This is a genomic window from Bacteroides sp. (assembly GCF_052357945.1).
GTDB lineage: Bacteria > Bacteroidota > Bacteroidia > Bacteroidales > Bacteroidaceae > Bacteroides.
Map to the genome: position 1 here is coordinate 1 of NZ_DAWCXD010000088.1, position 20526 is coordinate 20526.

The window sequence follows — 20526 nt, forward strand, 5'->3', positions numbered from 1 at the left end:
TATATACTCCACTACAGAGTATAGAAAAAGGGACAGCCATACAATGAGTGCTTACCTTTTATCTCCTTAGCTCCACTTCAAAGCTAGCGCCATCTTTGCAACTGAACTGCAAAACTGTTTGCTTCTTATCAGAAGAAATCACCTTGCAAAACGGAGTTTCTTCTACATTCCATTGCCCTTTTATCGTTACAGTCACAGGTATTTCACTACTGGCATTTTCAATCCATGGTCGTGAATAGATACTACGTTCGATGCGTTTCCCATCTTTATCAAACGCTTCATCGCTTGGACCGCGATACAAAGCCAAATCCGGTTGTGCCACCGTCAACTTAATCTTATCAGCAGATTCTTTATGAGTCATAACCAGACAGGAAGTATCCACACGTTGTAATAAACCACCCGGCAATGTCGTTTCAGGAGTTTCAAACAACACATAAGAAATGATCTGTTCGGAGACGGACTCTACAATATGTGCATTCCGGTCTTGCTGTAATACCCTATAAGTGGGCTTCTTTGCAAATTTCTTCATCAGAGCTTCATTCGTCTGAGGCAGAACAGCGTATTCATAACTTCCGTTTTTCGGTGCCTTTCCATGATCTACAACCAAAGAAACCCAATCACCCTTTGTTTCCTTTCCTGTGTTTTGCATTCGCGAGTATTGAGGAAAGTTCTTCTCAAACCGAATGGGAGTTGGAACATAATAACCCGTTCCCAAATGATCTACGTATACTTTCTTATCTCCTTGATAATTTTTCCAATAATCATGCCCTGCTTTATCAGTAACTGCCAATTGGAAGATAGTCGTTTCTGTCGGGAACTCCGTATTTGTATTTTCAATATCCGAACCAAGACAGACAATCATTCCATCGATGAAATGGTAAGATTTACGTGCCCGATGTGATCCGTTGTACTTATCATGCTCATGTAACTTCATTCCAAAATTACCATTCATCTTCTGTTGAGACAAACCACCGGCAAAAGCCTCGTCGGAATAAAGCATCTCTTCCATTCCAGAGTAACTATCTACATTGAGCACCTTAGCCTGCAATTGCTCCAATGGCAAATGAATAGATGTCACTCCCGGAATACGGTTCCAGTCAAAACCTTCCTGCTGCCAGCCGCTAGTGGCGGGAGTTACTGTCTGTCCCGGTGCAGCAGTCAATATTTGCAAACTGCCGTGCGCCAGGTAACGACCGTATAGATTTGCTCCCAGATAATGCTCTGCCGCCCATAAATAACGGGAATGTCCGCGTGCCACAGCCGACCAGTTACTACGACGTTGGACAGAGACGCAACCATATCCCATCGCTATATTTCCCTGCGGGTCCGGCTCCGGACGGAAACCTTTCTCTATAAGAAGTTTTGCCACCTTACGTTCTTCAGCATTTGAAACCTTAGGCATATATTCAGGAGAGTCATTTTCAACACTTGGGTCTGAAATCAGACGGAGGTAAGAAGAAGCCATTTCACTATCATATTCCTCCTTTCCATCGGGAGAACCGGCTAAAGCCATCATAGCAAAATGCATAGGAACCAGTTTACCTTTTCCATCCGGATGACGACCGGACATGGAAAGAGGGAAGTTCAGCTTATTGCAGTAGAAACGCATGGTCAACAGTACATTTCTCACTGTTTCATGAGCTAACTCGGAAACAGCAAATTCCGTCCGGCTGAAAAGATAGATCATATTGGTTGCTCCATCGAGTCCGCCCACAGCATAAGCCGGATAGTTATTTCGATGATGGAAAGCACCTCCGTCTACTTTAAACGAACCGGACAATCCCAATGCAGGACGGCAACCAAAATCAATCCAACGGGAGAAAGACCGGAGATATTGTAGTTTTTCCGGTGTATCTTCCATCATTAAAATGCTGGCAATGCGTCCTGTGGTCTGTGTATTGAAAGAGTCCATATCAATTCCATTAACTTCCGGTTTAGGGTATACTTCGTTAGTAATCGCATACCAACGTAACGTACGTTCGGCTTCCTGAAGTTTCCCGGTTTCCCTAAGCACATCTTTCATCAGAAAATATGCCAGGTACAGACCGCGAACACTATAGCCATAATGATGGATGTTTCCCCAACAACTACCATAAGCTACTCCCTGATCGGTTATATGATCGTACATTGCTAAGAACTTCTTCTTCATTTCTTCCCGAATCACCGGATTTGCCGCATTATTATATGCAACGGCAATTCTTTTCATCAGGTCGAAATAAGCACGCATTTCCACTCCCATTTTAGTCAGCATATCTTTATCCCAGTTCGGTATGATCCGTTCATAAGCTTCTGAAGCACGTACCATGTAAATAGGTACTCCCGATACTTGGCCATTCTTATAAGTTATCTGATAGAAATCATATTTCTTGCGGATGGTTTCTACTTCTTTATCTGTCGTTTTCCCTTTCGTGTAGATCATATCACGAAAACGCTTTTCCAACAGTTGCATTTCTGCTCTTTGCTTATCGTCTACAGGAGTCAATTCAATATCCGGTTTCAAAAGCGAGTGTTGATAGACAACCAGCCAATGGTTGGTGGTTCCGGCATTGACAAAAGGGACTTGCAGGTCGGCCGTCTGTTGACGTGCATCAACCTTAGTAGCCGTAATCAAATGATCGATGAAAAGGCTTCCTTTTGAATTTGGAGCAATAATTCGGAGTTCATTCATGCCTTCTTCTGGTGTGCCTTGCATATCACGTTCATAGCAAATCCACGCAGCGCGCCAACCACTGAAATTAATACCAAAAGGGAAAGATGTGCATTTTTTGCCGTCTTTCAGAAACTGAAACTCAATAGTCGCATCCTGAGGCACTTCATTATAAATCCACACAATAAAAGCCGAAAGATATAAATCCTTGCCGGTCGGATCTTTCTTCTCAAACTTCAAGTCTTTCTTGAGTTCCAATATACCACCCGGTTCAAATGTCCATTCCAACGAATGTTTTCCATCTTTATAATGCAGATCAGATACCGACAGACGGGAATGGGTAGCGGTGATACAATCCGGTATTTGCGGTTCTTCAAAAGAAAACATCCGCTCATCTGTTACGACTTGCGCATGAAGGAATGCTGAGCACAAAAGAGAAAACAGAGTTGTCACTCCAAATTTAGTAAAAGGTTGTTTCATCATGGAAATATGGTCTTATTAGGTTTTCAGTATATAAGTCAAAGTATAGTCGCTTTAAAATCTGTAAAGAGTACGTGATTCTGTAAAAGACGTAAACCGAAGTGCCCGTCACCTTCACCACCCGCAAGGGTATAGCGGAACAACTCTGCATCATTCACAGAATAAGTTGTGATTCCCTTTTCCACTCGAATCCGAATCTCATACCACTGATTGGGGACGAGTAAATGAGGGGCATCGGTATATTCTTTCAATAAAGGTTTCACCTTGTCATCTGCCACTCCATAATATTCTCCTTTGTATCGACGGAAACGGGTCGTTGAATTATCATTTCCTCCGTATCCAACGTAGAAAAGGTTTAATGTATTGTAGTTTTTAAAGATGCCGTCACGCCACTGACTACGGGCAAAAAGATCATCAGGGTATTTAGGATCATTGGCAGCCCAGAAGCAGTTCAGGTCACTCAAGCGGTCATACTTTCCACCTTGCATCACCATACAAATACGATAACTTATTTCATAATCGCCTGCCAATCGTTGCCGATACCACATAGTCAGTCCGTCCGGAACTATCAATTCTAATGTATCCGCACGTTCTATTATTTGCAAAGCATGGGATGCATCTTCTATTTTCCATTGCTGCACAAAAGAAGCTTTGTGCTGTGCCAAAAGCACCACACTATTTAAGAGAAAAAAAGTAATCAAACTGTAGCCTATAAAAAATCGCTTCGTCATTACGGTATTAGTTTAAAGATTATTCTTCCGAATACAAAGAAACCCCTCTTTTCGAAAAAAGAGGGGTTCAAATTGTACAAAATATCTCAAATAACGTATTGACTGATAATTTGCATTACCAATATCTTACAGTTTTTTCTGGATCAAAGCCCTCATACCAATTCTTATTTGATTTACCGTTAGTATTTACCCAATCAGCAAATCCTGTATACGCTTCTACAAAAGGTACACTCTCATAGGCATGACGTGCGCCAACCGGCATCTTAACTCCCCAAGTGGAACCGTTAGTGTTTGAATAATAAACATCTTTATCTAATGTAGCGTCCTTTGCAACCAATTTATCATATTCAGCCTTATAAGCAGAAGTCGGTGCATAACCCTTCATGTGGATTTCCTTATTGTTAGCCCAAATAAAGAAGTTTTGTCTATTAGTATCAAGAATCAGTTCTCTAAATGCTGCAAGCTGAGCATCTCTATCAGCTCCAGTTAGCCCTTCTTTACCAATCAATCTGACTTCAGCACGCAACATAGGCAGTCCTTCTCTTACTTTTTTCGGTCTTACCTGGAACATATCCTGATTATTATCTTTCAAAGAGCTTAAACCATCCAATGTGATAACAGTACCTTCTGCCTGTGCTTTATCTACAGTCAGGATTGCAAAACGTGGTTCAGTGCGAGTATCATTGCTCCAATTCCAGTTTTTATTTTCAATCTTCACTACATCTTTCGTAGAAAGTTCCTCTTTAGCTAAGTCTGTCATTGTTCCCTGACCACCTTTTAGTACAAGGCTTGCAGTAATCCGGTCAACATACTCACTTTTCAAACCATCCAAAACAACACCTAACACAGTCGGATATATACCACCTACCGCACGAACATCCAAAGTCAGTAATAGTTCTTCTTTACCTCCGACAGTTTCCATCATCTGTTGGCTATGACATTCAGTTACCTTCAAATCATATTCAAAAACAACATCGTTGAAATCTTCATCATACCATAAAGGCAATTGAGTAGGCCAGCCATCTTCAAACATTACCACACCTGTGTTGTGATAGAAAAGATAACCTTCGTCTGTCTCATTTGTCGGCTGCACCGCATCTTCAGGAAGCGCAAGAGTTACCGATGCCAGACGGTTTGTTTCAAAATTGAAACCAGTACTCTGATCTACACCACGACTAACAGGAGACAAAGCAAATTCTTTTGTAGCTTCTGTTCCCGAAACTGTATTGTATTTCATATACACTTTCTCGCAAGCAACAGGAACATTCAACGTAAGAGTACGGGAATCTTTCACTAATACATCTCCCACAAGCAGACTCGCTTCAGAACCACTTTTATCGGAATATACATTCACAAGTGCAGAAGCATTTACCGGGTCAACAGTTCCCGAACCATCGTTACCTTTTTCCAACTCATTATCAGAGCAGGCAGTAGTAACCAACATTGTCCCCATAAGGACATACACCAAACTTTTAATTTTCATCTTAATTTAATTTTTAAATTTATTGTTTGTTTTTGTTTCGCATGAGAACCTGGCTTATCACACTTATTTTCAGGCTCCATTTGTTAACTTATCAAAAATATATTTAACGCCTAATAGCTTTTTGCTTGCCTTTATTTGTAATTTCAATCCTTTCCATCGAGAATAATCACAAGAGCTAAAATAGGGCTCAAAAGGCCTGTTCATGAACAATGGATAATATATACAAGTTATTTCGTATATTTGCATTAGACAGAACATTCAATACAACAAATATAGAATTTTTATTCCGAATATACAAGTTTTATATATAAATATATCAAGGGAAATGGATCAAGTACTGTATGGTATAGATTACATAGAATATTATTTCTATTGGATATATTACAAGTTTATTGGCTATCCTTTAATCATAAGAATATGCTCAATTGCTGTAATGTTTTGTATTATTGCGTACTTATTTCTCCTATTCCATATTATATATGGTATATTTAAAAGGCGAAAAGAGAAGCGAAAATACAATAAAGCATTTGATAAGTATTATGAGGAAATGAAATCTATCTCACTAGATTCCAGCACATTGAGTGAAGAAGAGATAGCTGACAGATTAGAATATGATACAAAAAAGCGCCCGAAACCTAACGAGTTACGCATTATCACTCAACTGTTAACAGAAATCAAGAGTGTGCATGAAGATGAGATCAATGAACTAAATTATCAAACGATTCAAACCGTATTCCAAATCACACGTTTCCTTGAACGCGAACTTCAATTCGGTTCCAAAAGATCAAAGATACAAGCTCTGAAACTTATTCAGTCCATCAATGGCTATGCCTCTGAAGCGGTATTGGTGCGTTTCCTCTATCATCGTGAACTAGAACTAAGAAACTCGGCACGCTATACTTATATGTGGTTAAGCCAGGGTGACCCGTTCCGCTTCTTCGACGAAGACATCGGCATGAAGTTAAGGCAATGGGACATGATGGAGTTACACGCTATCTTGGAGCACCGTAAGAAAGTGGGATATAACACACCCACCTTTATTAAATGGGTGAATACTTCAGCTGAAGAAAACGTTAAGATATTCTTTATCAACGAAATCCGGCTATATAATGAAACCGAAAGTGCCCCAATTCTCGCGAAGCAACTCAATGCCCGTTCTGTGGAAATACGGGGTGAAGCGATCAAGACTTTAGGCAAACTAAAATACAAAGAGGTTGAACCTAAGCTGATTGAAATGTATAATGTACAACCGGAAGAAGTCAAACGACAAATCATTTCGGCTATTGCGGATCTAAAGACCGATAAGGCTTTAGGATTTCTTTACAATGCTTATGATGAAGCAGATAACTGGGGAACCAAGAGAGTTATACTCAAAGCCCTCTATGAGTATAGTGCAATGGGAAGGAAAACATTCGATCAATTGGAAAGAAAAGCAGATTCCCACACGGCTATATTGTTTGCCCACACCAAGCATCCGTTAATCAACCAGTTAATTTAGAGAATATGAGAGATATAATATTTACATTCTTCAATTATTTCGTATTCTTTTATACGAGCATGCTGGCGATATTCTTCGTCACATTCGCCTTCCTCTCTTTCATTTCTCTAAAACGGAGAAAGGATTACTATGTGGAAAGCTATATGCGGAAAACAATCAAGGAATCCCCCTATACACCGGGCATTTCGGTAATTGCTCCTGCCTTCAATGAAGAAAAGACAATCATTGATAATGTGAACTCCATGCTTGCATTGGAATATCCGCTTTTCGAGGTGGTTATTGTAAATGATGGAAGTACGGACAGTACATTGGAAAAGATGACCGAATATTATGAACTGGTAGAAGTGCCCTATGCTTATATCGAGCGAATCAAAACCAGACCGTTCCGAAGACTCCTCAAATCCTCCAACCCGAAATACAGCCGACTCATCGTTGTAGACAAAGAAAATGGAGGAACCAAAGCGGATGCATCCAATGCGGGTATCAACGTTGCTTCTCATCCTTATTTTATCTGCACGGATGTGGATTGCATTTTGGAAAAGTATGCTCTTTATCGTTGTATCTCGCCCATTATATCTTCAGAAAAACAAGTAATTGCAGTCAGCGGAACGATGTTGATGGCTAACGGATGCGTCGTGAAAGACGGACAAATCATAGACGTTAGAACTCCCCGTACACCGATTCCACTTTTCCAGAATCTGGAATATATGCGCTCTTATCTGATTGGTAAGATGGGATGGTCCGCTATCAATGGTATGCCGAATGTTTCCGGTGGATTCGGTCTTTTCGATCGTTCGGTAGCGATTGCAGCCGGAGGATACGATGCTCCCTCTTTTGCCGAAGACATGGACCTCATTACCCGCATGGTAGGATATATGTGCGACTTCTCCCGTCCTTATAAGATCGTACAGATTCCTGATACTTGTTGTTGGACGGAAGGACCTCCCAACCTGGCAATGCTTTACCGGCAACGTACCCGTTGGGCACGGGGATTGTTCCAGACACTTAATATCCATCGTAAGATGATTTTCAAAAAGACGTATAAACAGATGGGACTGTTAACTCTGCCTTATATGTTCGTTTTTGAGTTTCTAGCGCCGATCATCGAGCTCGTCGGTTTGATAGTATTTATCTATCTGGCCTTTACAGGAGCAGTCAACTGGAACACGGCATGGATGATTTACCTGACGATCTATACGTTCTGCCAGTTCCTTTCCATCGTTGTTATTACCTACGACTACTATGTCGGGATGCTATATAAAAGAGGATATGAATACCTGTGGATTATCATTGCGTCCATATTAGAGCCTATCTTCTATCATCCCATCATCACTTTCTGTTCATTGAGAGGATACCTCAGTTATCTGACCAATAGAGACTTCAAGTGGAAAAACATGGAACGTAAGGGATTCAAGCAGAAAGAAGAAAGTGCAGACGGTACTGATATAACGGCAATGAAGCCCGAACCTGCTACGATTTAAACAAGAAAGAAAGATTAAAGACAAGATAGAATGAACAGAGAATTTCTCCATAAGATCACCATATTAGGTTGTCTGTTTTTACTGATAACCTCTTCCTCCGGGACCGACAACGGATTCCAGACACCGGAGCAATATGCCCAGATTGTACAGGAGCATTTTGCGAACGAGGAATGGGAAGCAGGGAAAGAGCTGTTGGAGGAGGGCCTTCAGAAATACCCGAATGTTTCTGACCTTGAATGGCTCATGGGAAAATACTGGTTCCACGAAAAGAACTATGACCAGTCGCGTTATCATCTTGTCAAAGCGATAGATGACAATTACAACAACGTCAATGCCAAACATCTGCTGGTAGACGTAGAAGATATCACCGAGAATTATTCCAGTGCCATTTGTTACGTTAATGAGTTGCTGGAAGTGAATCCGTATTGGAGAGGTTTATGGCGAAGAAAGATTGAACTGTACCGCAAGCAGAACAACGATGTGGAAGCAGACCGTCTGTTGAAACGAATCAATCAGATTTACCCGAACGATACGATTCTAAGGAAGGATTATATCTACAGCATGGAGGTAGGCTACCAGCAAATGAAAAAAGGCGGTAACCGAAAAGAGGCTATCGAAAAGCTGACGGAGCTTATCAAAGTATCTCCTCAAAACGAAGAATATTATCTGGACATCATTAACCTGCATTTACAGGAAGGAAACCGGGAAGCTGCTCTAGGCTGGTCATCCAACGGTTTGGCTGCCATACCGGGAAGCGGTGCGCTTATCGTCAAAAGGGCGAGTATCCTTAGTGAATTGGCACGTTATCCGGAAGCTCTGGTGTTTATACGCGAGCAAATGCGAAGAAACAACAGCCCTGCCATACGGCGTATGTATAACGACCTGTTAATGGAGGCTGCCCGAGCAGAGAAGCAGCGGGATCCTTATGTATTATATGGCATGGCCTACGAAGGAGGTAATAAGAACAAGGAAGCATTAGACTACCTGCTGAACACTTCCGTCACCCGGGGATATACTGATGACGCACTCTTCTATATCAGAGAAGCTAAAAAACAATATGGCAACAATGATAAAGGAATTCTTTATAAAGAATATATGCTTTATCGCCAGATGAATGAGGATGATCTTGCCTATTCAACGCTGAAAAAGATGTATGAGATGTATCCTGATGATTATGATATTACGCTTGCCATAAGCGCACAACACATGAAGAAAGCTGAAAAACTGATGGAACTTGGTCTGTACGCAGAAGCATTGCCGCACGTATTGTTCGTTTCTCAAAAACATGTAGACGACAATGAAGTGAACGGTGCCGCATGGGAAAAAGCCTTGAGTTGCTATATCAATATGAAACGTTACAATGAAGCACTTGCAACATTGGACACCATCACTCTTCACTTCCCTGATTACGAAAACGGCACGTTGAAAAGGGCATTTATTCTCGATAAAATGGATAAAACCGAAGAGGCTTTGCAACTGTATCTATCTGCCATCGAGCAGAGTGATGAGGATATGCGCATTTTCTACGTTATCGGGTACGAGGAACTAGCAGTGCCGTACATCAAGAAATGTATGGAAGCCGGAGCTACGAAGAAAGCATACGAGGAATCTGTTAAGCTAATTAGTCTGAATCCATCAAGCGATCTCGGATTACGGTATGCCATCAATTCGTCCGGTTTACTCGGAAAATACGATGAATTCGAGAAATATACAGTACAAGGAATCAATTATTATCCTGAAGAACCATTCTATCAGGCTAAAAGAGCTACCGTGCTTGAACGTGACAAGAGATACGAAGCTTCTTTGGAATTCCTGAAGCCGATACTCAACAAATACCCGAGCAACAAAGAGATTATAGGCGCATTCTCACAAAGCAGTGAATATCGTGCCCTGCAACTGACAAAGGCGAAAGAACCGGAAAAGGCTCTCGCTGTTCTTGATACAGCTTTGCTTTACGACAGTCAGAACAAATCATTGAAGTACACCAAGGGAGTGGTATATGAAGCCAACCGTCAAGCGGATTCAGCCTATTATTACCAAAAGTACTACGAGCCATCCATCATGGAATATCGCTCTTTCCAACGACACTTATCGGGCCTTAGAAGCATGATGCTCAAGAATGAGATTGCTTTGACCTACCTGCGTGCACGCTACGGAGAAGAAGACATCATTACCTCCGTTGCCACCGCTGAATACACTCGAAAAGGCCAGAAGAACAGCTACACGGGACGTCTCAACTATGCAGGACGAAGCGGCTCGGCAAGCGACAGCATGGAGGCTGAAGAACAGACACCGGGAGGAGTCGGCATTCAGGTACAAGGTGAGTGGACGCATCACTTCTCACCGAAGTGGAGCCTCACGGCCAATGCAGCCTTTGCGACCAAATACTTCCCGGACATAACGGCTGATGTCGCTTTACGGCATTATCTCAAGAATGATTGGGAAATAGGTGCACATGTGGGTTATAGACGGGTAGCCGCCTACACAAAGCGTTATGAATGGAACGATGAATTCTTTGCAGGTGGCACCGGAGACAATGGCTATCTGTTTACGGGTTGGAATGAGTCAAAAACTAACCTACTCACTGTAGGCGGAGAATTAGCCAAGACCATTGAAGTCGTTCGTCTCAACACGAAGATAGATATGCACTTCTTCAACTCCAACTTCTATTACAATGCTCAGATTGGCGCCAAATACTTCCCGGCTAATGACGGAAAGACAAATATCAACGCCATGGCAAGCATCGGATCGGCACCGGAAACGGCCGTACTGGACTATGCGCTGCCCGGCTCTTTCTCTCACACCAATACTATGGTGGGATTGGGAGGCCAGTATATGGTCAGTCCTAACATTACCATAGGTCTGATGGGTACCTGGAATACTTATTATAACCAGACCAACACCGTGCGAGGGACCAGTCCGCTCAACCCGATAGAATCCATATCGACACGCTATAAAAATTTATATAACATCTATGCACAAGTTTATATTTCATTCTGATACGCTTGGCCCTGTATTGGCAGGAATGATATGTATTTGCTGCCTTTTATCCGGCTGCCGTATGCAGGCACGCACGGAGATGTTCCCATCTAAAGAAGGGTATCTCGTCACCATTGGTGAGGATCCGACCGACAGAGACACCCGGTGGGCGAAATACCTGTACGAGCATCTCAAGAAGCGTGCAAACGACGATGAAATGGTAGCTTTTGGCGTTTCCGAAATGGATATGTGGCGCATCATCATACAGATAGACCCAACATTAGAAAGAGGATTCAAAGTAGCCTGCAAAGGCTCTGATATCAGACTGACCGCAAATGATGACAAACAAATGCTTTGGCTACAATACCAACTAATCAAGAAAATCAGCAAAGAAGACCCACGCATAGACGGTTCCGATCTTCCTCCCGCCCTTATCAATCTCAATGATACTTGCGGAAGCTTTGCATTTGACTACCAAAGCATTTATTCCCCATACGGTCTGAATCCCGATCAGACAGGGGTGATCGGACTAAACAACTTCGACGACAGCTGGGGAATATGGGGACACAACCTGCGGAAAGTATTGGGGAAAGAAGCGGAAAAAGTATACGCCACCATTCATGGAAAAACAGATGACTCACAACTATGTTTCTCTTCCGAGAACATGTACCGCCAGATAGAAAGTTATATTGTAGACAACTTCGGTGAAAAGGGGAATTCCCTTTTTGTAATAGCCCCGGATGATGCTCCGTATGCCTGCACGTGCGCCACCTGCACCGCACTGGGAAACACAGAGAAGAATGCCACTCCGGCCATTACGGAACTTATCATCCGCCTTTCACAACGTTTTCCCAAGCATTTTTTCTTTACGACTTCTTATCTGACCACACAACAGGTCACCGACAAACAACTCCCCTCCAACACCGGAGTAATCGTCAGCGCCATCGACTACCCACTTCGCCGGACAGACGGCAAGGATGAGCAAGACAAGAAATTTGCCGCCCAACTCGACAACTGGAAGAAAGTGACGAATAACATCTATATATGGGACTATATCAACAACTTTGACGACTACCTCACTCCTTTTCCCATATTAAAGATAGCCCAACAAAGACTCCAATTCTTCAAACAACATGGAGCCAGTGGTATATTCTTCAACGGAAGTGGATATAGCTATTCTTCTTTCGATGAAATGAGGACTTTTGTACTATCCTCCCTCCTTATCAACCCAGAACTCCCAGTCGATGACTTAATCAGAAGTTACTTTAATCAGGAATATCCGGCATCAAAAAAATGGCTATACGATTACTACACTGAATTGGAGAACAACGCCCAATCCGGAAAACGACTCGGACTTTATGCCGGCATCAGAGAATCAGAAAAAACATTCCTCTATCCGGATAAATTCATCAAATTCTATGATGAAATGGGAGATTTTGTTTCCGAAGCAAAAGGGAAAGAGCGTAAAAAGCTGCACGAACTTCAGACCGCTTTGTCTTTCACACGCCTGGAATTAGGACGTGACCACGGCTTTGATGCTTACGGATATGCCAAACGGAATGGAAAAGAGATCCAGCCGGTTCCCCAGGCCCGGAAATGGATCACCCAGCTCAAAGAACACAAAGCATTTACCGGAATGGAATATTATAATGAGTCAGCCTATGAAATCGACTATTATATAAAAGAATGGGAACAATACCTACTTTCTTCCGACATCAAGAAAAGCTTGTTTTTAGGGCTCAATCCTTCAGCAACTCCTAAACTGAATAAAATTGATTCCAAGAAACTGACTGATGGCACTCACGGTTTACCTGGAGACTATCATTGCGGTTGGGTAATCATTCCGGGAGAAGAATGTACCATCAACCTGCCGGTGAAAGGTATCAACGCATCAGGAACATTCTATATCAGTTTCCTGAATCTTCCCCGGCATCACATCTATGCTCCACAGCAAATTCAACTATTGAAAGACGGAATAGTCTATAAAACAATAGACCTGAAACCGGAAGACGCCCCGGAAAAAGGGGAAATGATAAAAGCCACCGTTTCGGCAGACCTGAACGGAGCAGAACAATTAAGCATCAAAATCAGTTGTTTAAAGAAACCGGGAACGCAAATGGGCATCGATGAAATTGCATTCATCCCCTAAACGCTAGAAAAGTGACATAACAAAAAAATAAATGGCAACTATGAATAAATCTATATTCTATATTTTCCTACTGACGGCACTTCCGCTCTGCTTTACAGGGTGCAGGAAGGAAGTACGTCCCACAAGTATGACGATAAAGGACTCGGTCAGGCACTATTACCCCATCAAGCAAGGTCAGCAGCTCGATATCATGTTTACTATCACCAATACAGGAGATGCTCCGTTAATCATTTCAGAAATGCAACCTTCCTGTGGCTGTATCATTCTGGATAAAAGTTCGCATATCATCATTCCCGAAGACGGAATCAGACAATTCAAGGCAACCTACAATAGTATTAAGAATGTAGGCGAGGTGGTTCACCGCATCCGGATTTTCGGTAATATGCTCCCCGACGGAAGAGCCGAACTTAAATTTGATGTTAACGTAGTCCCCGATGCAGACTATACACGTGATTATGAAGAACTCTATCAAGAGTTCAACACCAAAAATGGTATTGTCAGAGAGATGGTGGATGGAAAAGAATCTGAACTGGGATATTATGTCGGAGAACCGTAATCGATATCATGTATTAAGTATTAGCATCAAATGACTGGCTAATACTTATTTCTCTTTTCTAAGGATGTATTTCTTTGAATGCGGCATTTTCTTCTTTCACATTCTGAATAGTCTGCTTTAACTCTCCAATCGGCAAGTCATATCCATACCAACCTGTATAGCAGTCTACCACATACCATTTCCCGTCCGACTGCAATTCGAACTCGACACGCAAATCAACCTCGGATTCTTCATAGCCTGCCTCAAAGATTTTATGCTTCGGTTCATCCAATGTAAACTTGGAAACATAAATACCTCCTTCTTCCTGGGTGATACGCTCTTCCTTCATTGTTTCACTATCCAGCAACGGCCACTTTTCCCGCGTGAAAGGGAATGTTTTCTCGGTTTCTCCGTCATCTGCCAACAAGGTGATCGGAGTCTTTAATGGGAATTTGATACGAGTATACTGGAAGGCTGCACTGGAAGTAAATTTATCCAGAAAGGATTTGAAATCTTCACCGTCTTGTGTAGTCAGTTCACTATCGGCTTTTGCTTTGGAACTATTACCGCAGGAGATAAACGAAACACCTGCGAGCAGCATCATAGCCAGCAAGCAGCATACAAACTTTTTAGCTCTCATAACACTATATAAATTAAGAGTTTAATTGACGGCGCAAAGATAATGACAAGTTTGGCATCTTGGTTATTTTAAGAACTAAATATTTTTCTATACTCAACCGATTTTCCGAATCTATGTATGCCGCAGATATTCATAACCGAAACGACAGTACAGACACTTTCGCTTATCGCAGTACTCTTTTTGCAATTGTATCAACGCCTGACTATCCGCCGCACTGACAACCGGAAGCCCGGCATCACTCCACGAACGGATAATATGATTGCTCTCCGCCTTCAATTCTTCCAGAAAACGTGCGGCACGTTCACACATTCGTTCATCTGCCTTATGCAGGCCGTAAGTATAAAGAAAAGGAACCACTGTATTTATGATTATCAAATCCTTGGAACGCTCTCCCATCGTCTTTTCCTTTTGTGGAGACAGTCGCCCGAATAAATAATGATTTTCCCAATAGGAAGACGTACGTGTATCCAGTAAAGTTCTCACATCCGTCAGAGTATCCGCTTCCAGTAAACGTGAAAACAGCTTATCTCCTTTCTGATAGAGATAGGCCAACTGCGCCAGGCGAATGTGAGGAAAGTTTTCCGGACGAAGCCGTAGAAAACGCCATAAAGTAGCATCCATCCCCTGCCCGATTTCAAATTTTCGCTGCAGATAACGATACTCTTTACAAAGACGAAGACTATACTCGTCCTCCTGTTCCTTTTTCAGAAATGTATCTTCCAACAACCCTGCCAAACCATAGAAGAAAGCTTCTATCTGAAACAAATCATTCCGGTGCTTATCCATCGCACGAAATGGCAACAATCCCGCCCACGTTTCAAAAGCATCTCCGTTCAAGCCGAAACCGAAATTACGGGCAAGGGTGATAAAGAAAGCATCTTCCCAATTACTGTTGCAAAGTTCGAGACGCTGCATGATTAACTGTGCTTTCTGCTCCAAACGCTCTGTTTGCAAAGCGGTCAGCCAGGAATGGATGGTAAGTTTGGGAAGAGAAGCAAGGATAGGATAGCAAGCCGGATAATGATCGGCTACGCAAAGTTCATGGTAATGGGATTGCACATTTTCCGGACAAGTCAGCAATAGTTGTGGTATCTGTTCACCGTTGGTACAGGTTATTTCCGTATCCGCCTCGCTCACCACATGGAGAATCACAGAATCATAGGCTTTGTCGCAATCATGCCCGTGGCGAAACCAATCGGAAGAATGTGTATGTATTTCTATATTCCCTACCCATAAGGCACCATCAATCTTTAGTTTCGCGTTAAAAAAGTCGGGACCGGCATTCGGGTTTTGCAGACCGGAGTCAATCACTTCTACCGGTAAGCCGTTGGTGGTTTGCAGTACTTTCAGGGGAAATAATTTATGCTTCCACACGTAGTGGAGAAGATGTTCCATGTTAACAAGACGTTAATGTGCGCTGCAAATGTAATAAAAATCTTATCTTTGCGACTATTATTTTGAATATAAGTCAGAAAACAATGAAAATAGCACTGATCGGTTACGGAAAGATGGGCAAAGAGATAGAAAAGGTTGCCCGTAGTCGCGGACATGAAATCGTCTGCATCATTGACATCAATAATCAGGACGACTTCGAATCGGAAGCGTTCAAATCGGCCGATGTGGCCATTGAGTTTACCAATCCGATGGTAGCTTACAGCAATTATATGAAAGCATTCAAAGCCGATGTGAAACTGGTATCGGGCAGTACCGGATGGATGGCCGAGCATGGCGAAGAAATCAAGAAGCTCTGCACGGAAGGGGGCAAAACACTCTTCTGGTCGTCCAATTTCAGCCTGGGAGTCAGCATCTTCTCCGCTCTCAACAAGTATCTGGCTAAAATCATGAATCAGTTCCCTGCATACGATGTCACCATGAGCGAGACACATCATATCCACAAGCTAGATGCCCCCAGCGGAACAGCCATTACACTGGCGGAAGGTATTCTGGAAAAGATAGACCGTAAAGACAAATGGGTGAAAGGAACTTTCCTTGCGCCGGACGGAACCATTAGCGGAACCAACGATTGTGCGCCTAACGAACTTCCTATCAGCTCGATTCGTGAAGGTGAAGTTTTCGGACTTCATACCATCCGTTATGAGTCCGATGTAGACACCATTTCTATCACCCACGATGCCAAGAGCCGCGGCGGGTTTGTATTGGGAGCCGTATTGGCAGCCGAATATACTGCCACACACGAAGGTTTTTTGGGTATGAGTGATTTATTCCCGTTCTTAAATGACTAAAATATCAGAAGCTAGTTCTAAACAAATATAACATTATGAGACAAGCCACACGCGCACAATGGATCAAATGTGCCACTGCTATTCTACTTTACCTCATCTTCCTTATCTGGGTACGGAGTTGGTGGGGATTGATTGTTGTTCCTTTCATTTTCGATATTTATATCACAAAGAAAATTCCCTGGTCTTTTTGGAAGAAGTCGAAGAATCCGGCTGTCCGCAGTGTCATGAGCTGGGTAGACGCCATCGTGTTTGCGTTGGTTGCTGTCTACTTCGTCAATATCTACATCTTCCAGAATTATCAGATTCCTTCTTCTTCATTGGAAAAATCATTGCTGGTGGGCGACTTCCTGTATGTGAGCAAGATGAGTTACGGTCCCCGCGTACCGAACACTCCCCTTTCCATGCCGTTGGCGCAGCATACACTACCTGTCTTCAATACTAAATCATATATCGAGTGGCCACAATGGAAGTACAAACGGGTACCGGGCTTCGGCAAAGTGAAACTGAATGACATTGTTGTCTTCAACTTCCCCGCAGGAGATACAGTAGCAGTGAACTACCAACAGACAACGGACTTCTATACGCTGGCTTACGGCGAAGGACAACGTATCTATTCCAAACAAATTGAAATGGATAGTCTGACACGCGCCCAGCAACGTGCCATCTATGATTTGTACTATGCTGCGGGACGTAAACAGATAATGAACAACCCGCGCACTTACGGTGAAGTCCTTTGGCGTCCGGTAGACCGTCGCGAGAATTATGTGAAGCGTTGTGTCGGCCTGCCCGGTGACACCCTTCAGATTGTAGACGGACAGGTGATGATTGACGGTAAAGCGATTGAGAACCCCGAAAATCTGCAATTCAACTATTTTGTACAGACCACTGGTCCGTACATTCCCGAAGATATGCTTCGTGAACTGGGTATCAGCAAGGACGACACCATGCTGATAGAAGACTCCGGCTGGGAAAGCGGACTGCTGGAAATGGGACTGGACAGCCGGAATGCACAGGGCAAACTGAATCCGGTATATCATTTCCCGCTAACCAAGAAGATGTATGAAACGCTTTTGGGCAACAAAAAGCTAATCAGCAAAATAGTAATGGAACCCGAAGATTATGCCGGACAGATGTATCCGCTCAATCTTTATACCAAATGGAACCGCAACAATTACGGTCCGATCTGGATTCCTGCCAAAGGAGCTACCATTACCCTCACAGAAGACAACCTGCCTATCTATGAGCGTTGCATCGTAGCCTACGAAGGCAATAAGCTGGAAGTGAAACCGGACGGTATTTACATCAACGGTGAAAAGACCAACGAGTATACCTTCAAAATGGATTATTACTGGATGATGGGTGACAACCGTCACAACTCTGCCGACTCCCGTTATTGGGGTTTTGTACCCGAAGATCACGTAGTGGGCAAACCGATTGTTGTATGGCTATCGCTTGACAAAGACCGTGGATGGTTCGACGGCAAGATTCGCTGGAACCGCCTCTTCAAGTGGGTAGACTGATAAGTGTACGGATAGAATAGAGTGATAAGGTGATAAAAGTTGATGAACATTCGTAAATTCAAATGGATACTAGCATTTGCCGGAGCAGTAGTCGTAGTGCTTCTGCTCCGGGGATTTGCTTTCACGTCCTGCCTTATCCCTTCCACCGGCATGGAGAATTCCATTTTTCAGGGTGAACGTATCCTGGTCAACAAATGGAGTTATGGGCTGCGGGTTCCTTTCATGTCGCTTTTTTCTTATCACCGCTGGTGCGAGAGTCCTGTGCGTCGGCAAGACATCGTAGTATTCAATAATCCTGCCGGAATCCGGCAACCTGTCATCGACCGTCGGGAAATCTATATCAGCCGTTGTCTCGGAGTTCCGGGAGATACGTTGTTGGTCGATTCTCTTTTCTCCGTTATTTCTCCGGAGGCACAGTTTAATCCGGATAAGAAAAGACTTTATTCGTATCCCGCTTCAAAAGAAAATCTAATTACGTCACTCATGCATACTCTTTCCATCACCAACGACGGATTAATGGGAAGTAATGACAGCACCCATGTGCGCAGTTTCAGCCGTTACGAATATTATCTGCTGGAACAGGCCATGAATGGGAAAGAGAGCTTCGTTCAACCTTTGTCAAACAAAGAAGATGCCGAACCAAATCCGCTGATTGTCCCCGGAAAAGGGAAATTTATCCGGGTCTATCCCTGGAACATGACCTTGCTGCGGAATACCCTCGTGATGCACGAAGGCAAACAGGCAGAAATAAAGAACGACACTCTCTACGTGGACGGAAAACCCACACAACACTGTTATTTCACCAAAGATTACTATTGGATGGGGTCTAACAATACCGTCAACTTCTCCGACTCACGGCTCTTCGGATTTGTCCCGCAAGACCATATCATCGGAAAAGCCTCCATCATTTGGTTCTCCAAAGAAAAAGAAACAGGGTTGTTTGACGGGTATCGATGGAACCGTTTCTTCAGAACAGTGAAATAATCTTCCGGATCATCAAAGAAACAATCCCTTCATAATATCTCATAATATCCTTAATAACAGAGCCTCCTAAACGAATTAAAATGAAAGAAATGAACATCGCTTATTTATCTTCAGCCTATCTCGCTCCCGTTGAATATTATACCAAACTACTGGCTTATGACAAGGTATTTGTAGAACAATACGACCACTATATAAAACAAACCTACCGCAACCGGTGCACCATTGCCGGCCCATCGGGTGAGTTAGCTCTTTCCATCCCAACCGTAAAGCCCGATACATTGAAGTGCCCAATGAAAGATATCCGCATCTCCGACCACGGCAACTGGAGACATCTGCACTGGAACGCCATCGAATCAGCCTACAACAGTACTCCTTTCTTTGAATATTACAAGGACGACTTCCGTCCCTTCTACGAAAAGAAATACGAGTTTTTAATCGATTTCAACGAAGAACTATGCCGGATGGTCTGTGAATTGATAGATATTCACCCCACTATGGAGCGTACTAGCGAATATAAGATGGAGTTTGCTCCCGGAGAATTCGATTTTCGGGAAGTCATTCATCCCAAAAAGGATTTCCGAGAAGTGGATACAGAGTTTATTCCGCAACCTTACTATCAGGTTTTCGAGCCCAAACTGGGTTTTCTTCCTAATTTGAGTATCATAGACCTGTTGTTCAATATGGGACCGGAAAGTCTGTTGGTACTAGGCAAGTAATGACTCCACTCTTCTATACGTATGTAGCCAACAAAGGTGCACCATGTCGTCACATTATTTATACTCGTACAGTTTGACGTGTAAAATACTGAATTCTCCGACAGGAATACGTACATGCCTTCCCTGATGGTCCTGATCGCCATTCAGGCGCCGAATATATTTCAGTGAACCATCTTCGTTCACATTAACTTCATCTACAGAACCGATACCGGCTCTCATACCACCTTGCCAGCTATTTTCCGTTTTTGATGCCTTTCCGCCCACACTGGCAAAACCATCCTCGCCCAATGCCGGTGAACTTTTCATTTTATTTTCCCCCTGTTTCTTAAATTCAAGTACAAAGCCACTGCCGGCAACGATATACTCATCTGGAGCAAGACGCAGAAAAACACCTCCCCCATCAGGCCATACACATCAATCGCGGGCAAGTGTGTACAATG

At 43.1% G+C, this 20526-nt stretch carries 14 protein-coding genes and 1 pseudogene; 9 read left to right on the forward strand and 6 right to left on the reverse strand.

The window, feature by feature from the left end:
* Nucleotides 1-58 precede the first annotated feature (58 nt).
* From ACT8YW_RS15215 to ACT8YW_RS15225, 3 genes are all read right to left on the reverse strand, one after another.
* Nucleotides 59-3130, reverse strand: a complete 3072-nt coding sequence (locus ACT8YW_RS15215) for a chondroitinase family polysaccharide lyase (RefSeq protein ID WP_444105919.1) — start codon at nucleotides 3128-3130, stop codon at nucleotides 59-61.
* Between the two features lie 35 nt (nucleotides 3131-3165).
* Nucleotides 3166-3858: a DUF6250 domain-containing protein gene (locus ACT8YW_RS15220; RefSeq protein WP_117512390.1), complete on the reverse strand. Its 693-nt coding sequence runs from the start codon at nucleotides 3856-3858 to the stop codon at nucleotides 3166-3168.
* A gap of 115 nt (nucleotides 3859-3973) precedes the next feature.
* Nucleotides 3974-5341 carry an LruC domain-containing protein gene (locus ACT8YW_RS15225; protein WP_444105920.1) on the reverse strand — a complete coding sequence of 456 codons (1368 nt, stop codon included), beginning with the start codon at nucleotides 5339-5341 and terminating at the stop codon, nucleotides 3974-3976.
* Between the two features lie 325 nt (nucleotides 5342-5666).
* On the opposite strand from ACT8YW_RS15225, the gene ACT8YW_RS15230 reads away from it, so the two are divergent.
* From ACT8YW_RS15230 to ACT8YW_RS15250, 5 genes are read left to right on the forward strand one after another with little or no spacing between them, the layout of a single operon-like run.
* Nucleotides 5667-6839 (forward strand): HEAT repeat domain-containing protein, encoded by a 1173-nt coding sequence (locus ACT8YW_RS15230; protein WP_444105922.1) that lies wholly within the window; start codon nucleotides 5667-5669, stop codon nucleotides 6837-6839.
* Between the two features lie 5 nt (nucleotides 6840-6844).
* A complete protein-coding gene (locus tag ACT8YW_RS15235) occupies nucleotides 6845-8320 on the forward strand; it encodes a glycosyltransferase family 2 protein (RefSeq protein WP_004298138.1) in 1476 nt (491 codons plus the stop codon).
* Between the two features lie 30 nt (nucleotides 8321-8350).
* Complete coding sequence (locus ACT8YW_RS15240) at nucleotides 8351-11320, forward strand: hypothetical protein (protein ID WP_444105924.1); 2970 nt, start codon at nucleotides 8351-8353, stop codon at nucleotides 11318-11320.
* A complete protein-coding gene (locus ACT8YW_RS15245; RefSeq protein WP_444105926.1) occupies nucleotides 11295-13448 on the forward strand; it encodes a DUF4838 domain-containing protein in 2154 nt (717 codons plus the stop codon). The genes ACT8YW_RS15240 and ACT8YW_RS15245 overlap by 26 nt, the downstream gene beginning before the upstream one ends.
* Before the next feature lie 40 nt (nucleotides 13449-13488).
* Nucleotides 13489-14004: a DUF1573 domain-containing protein gene (locus ACT8YW_RS15250; protein ID WP_195401941.1), complete on the forward strand. Its 516-nt coding sequence runs from the start codon at nucleotides 13489-13491 to the stop codon at nucleotides 14002-14004.
* Between the two features lie 58 nt (nucleotides 14005-14062).
* Here ACT8YW_RS15250 and ACT8YW_RS15255 read toward each other — a convergent pair whose 3' ends face one another.
* Nucleotides 14063-14623, reverse strand: a complete 561-nt coding sequence (locus tag ACT8YW_RS15255) for a DUF4348 domain-containing protein (RefSeq protein ID WP_444105928.1) — start codon at nucleotides 14621-14623, stop codon at nucleotides 14063-14065.
* 111 nt (nucleotides 14624-14734) lie between these two features.
* Complete coding sequence (locus ACT8YW_RS15260; protein WP_444105930.1) at nucleotides 14735-16018, reverse strand: DUF2851 family protein; 1284 nt, start codon at nucleotides 16016-16018, stop codon at nucleotides 14735-14737.
* A gap of 83 nt (nucleotides 16019-16101) precedes the next feature.
* Between ACT8YW_RS15260 and dapB the strand changes: the two genes are divergently transcribed.
* The 4 genes from dapB to ACT8YW_RS15280 all read left to right on the forward strand — a co-directional run bounded on the left by dapB (nucleotide 16102) and on the right by ACT8YW_RS15280 (nucleotide 20086).
* A complete protein-coding gene (gene dapB / locus ACT8YW_RS15265) occupies nucleotides 16102-16866 on the forward strand; it encodes a 4-hydroxy-tetrahydrodipicolinate reductase (RefSeq protein WP_444105931.1) in 765 nt (254 codons plus the stop codon).
* Between the two features lie 35 nt (nucleotides 16867-16901).
* Nucleotides 16902-18386: a signal peptidase I gene (lepB, locus tag ACT8YW_RS15270; protein WP_008023887.1), complete on the forward strand. Its 1485-nt coding sequence runs from the start codon at nucleotides 16902-16904 to the stop codon at nucleotides 18384-18386.
* A 42-nt stretch (nucleotides 18387-18428) separates the two neighbouring features.
* Nucleotides 18429-19370 carry a signal peptidase I gene (lepB, locus tag ACT8YW_RS15275; RefSeq protein ID WP_118407486.1) on the forward strand — a complete coding sequence of 314 codons (942 nt, stop codon included), beginning with the start codon at nucleotides 18429-18431 and terminating at the stop codon, nucleotides 19368-19370.
* 80 nt (nucleotides 19371-19450) lie between these two features.
* The gene (locus ACT8YW_RS15280) at nucleotides 19451-20086 is read left to right on the forward strand and encodes a WbqC family protein (RefSeq protein WP_444105934.1); all 636 of its coding nucleotides are present in this window, start codon (nucleotides 19451-19453) and stop codon (nucleotides 20084-20086) included.
* A gap of 54 nt (nucleotides 20087-20140) precedes the next feature.
* Here the strand turns inward: ACT8YW_RS15280 and ACT8YW_RS15285 are convergent.
* Nucleotides 20141-20497, reverse strand: a pseudogene (locus tag ACT8YW_RS15285) (DUF5597 domain-containing protein); the annotation flags it as partial.
* Nucleotides 20498-20526 lie beyond the last annotated feature (29 nt).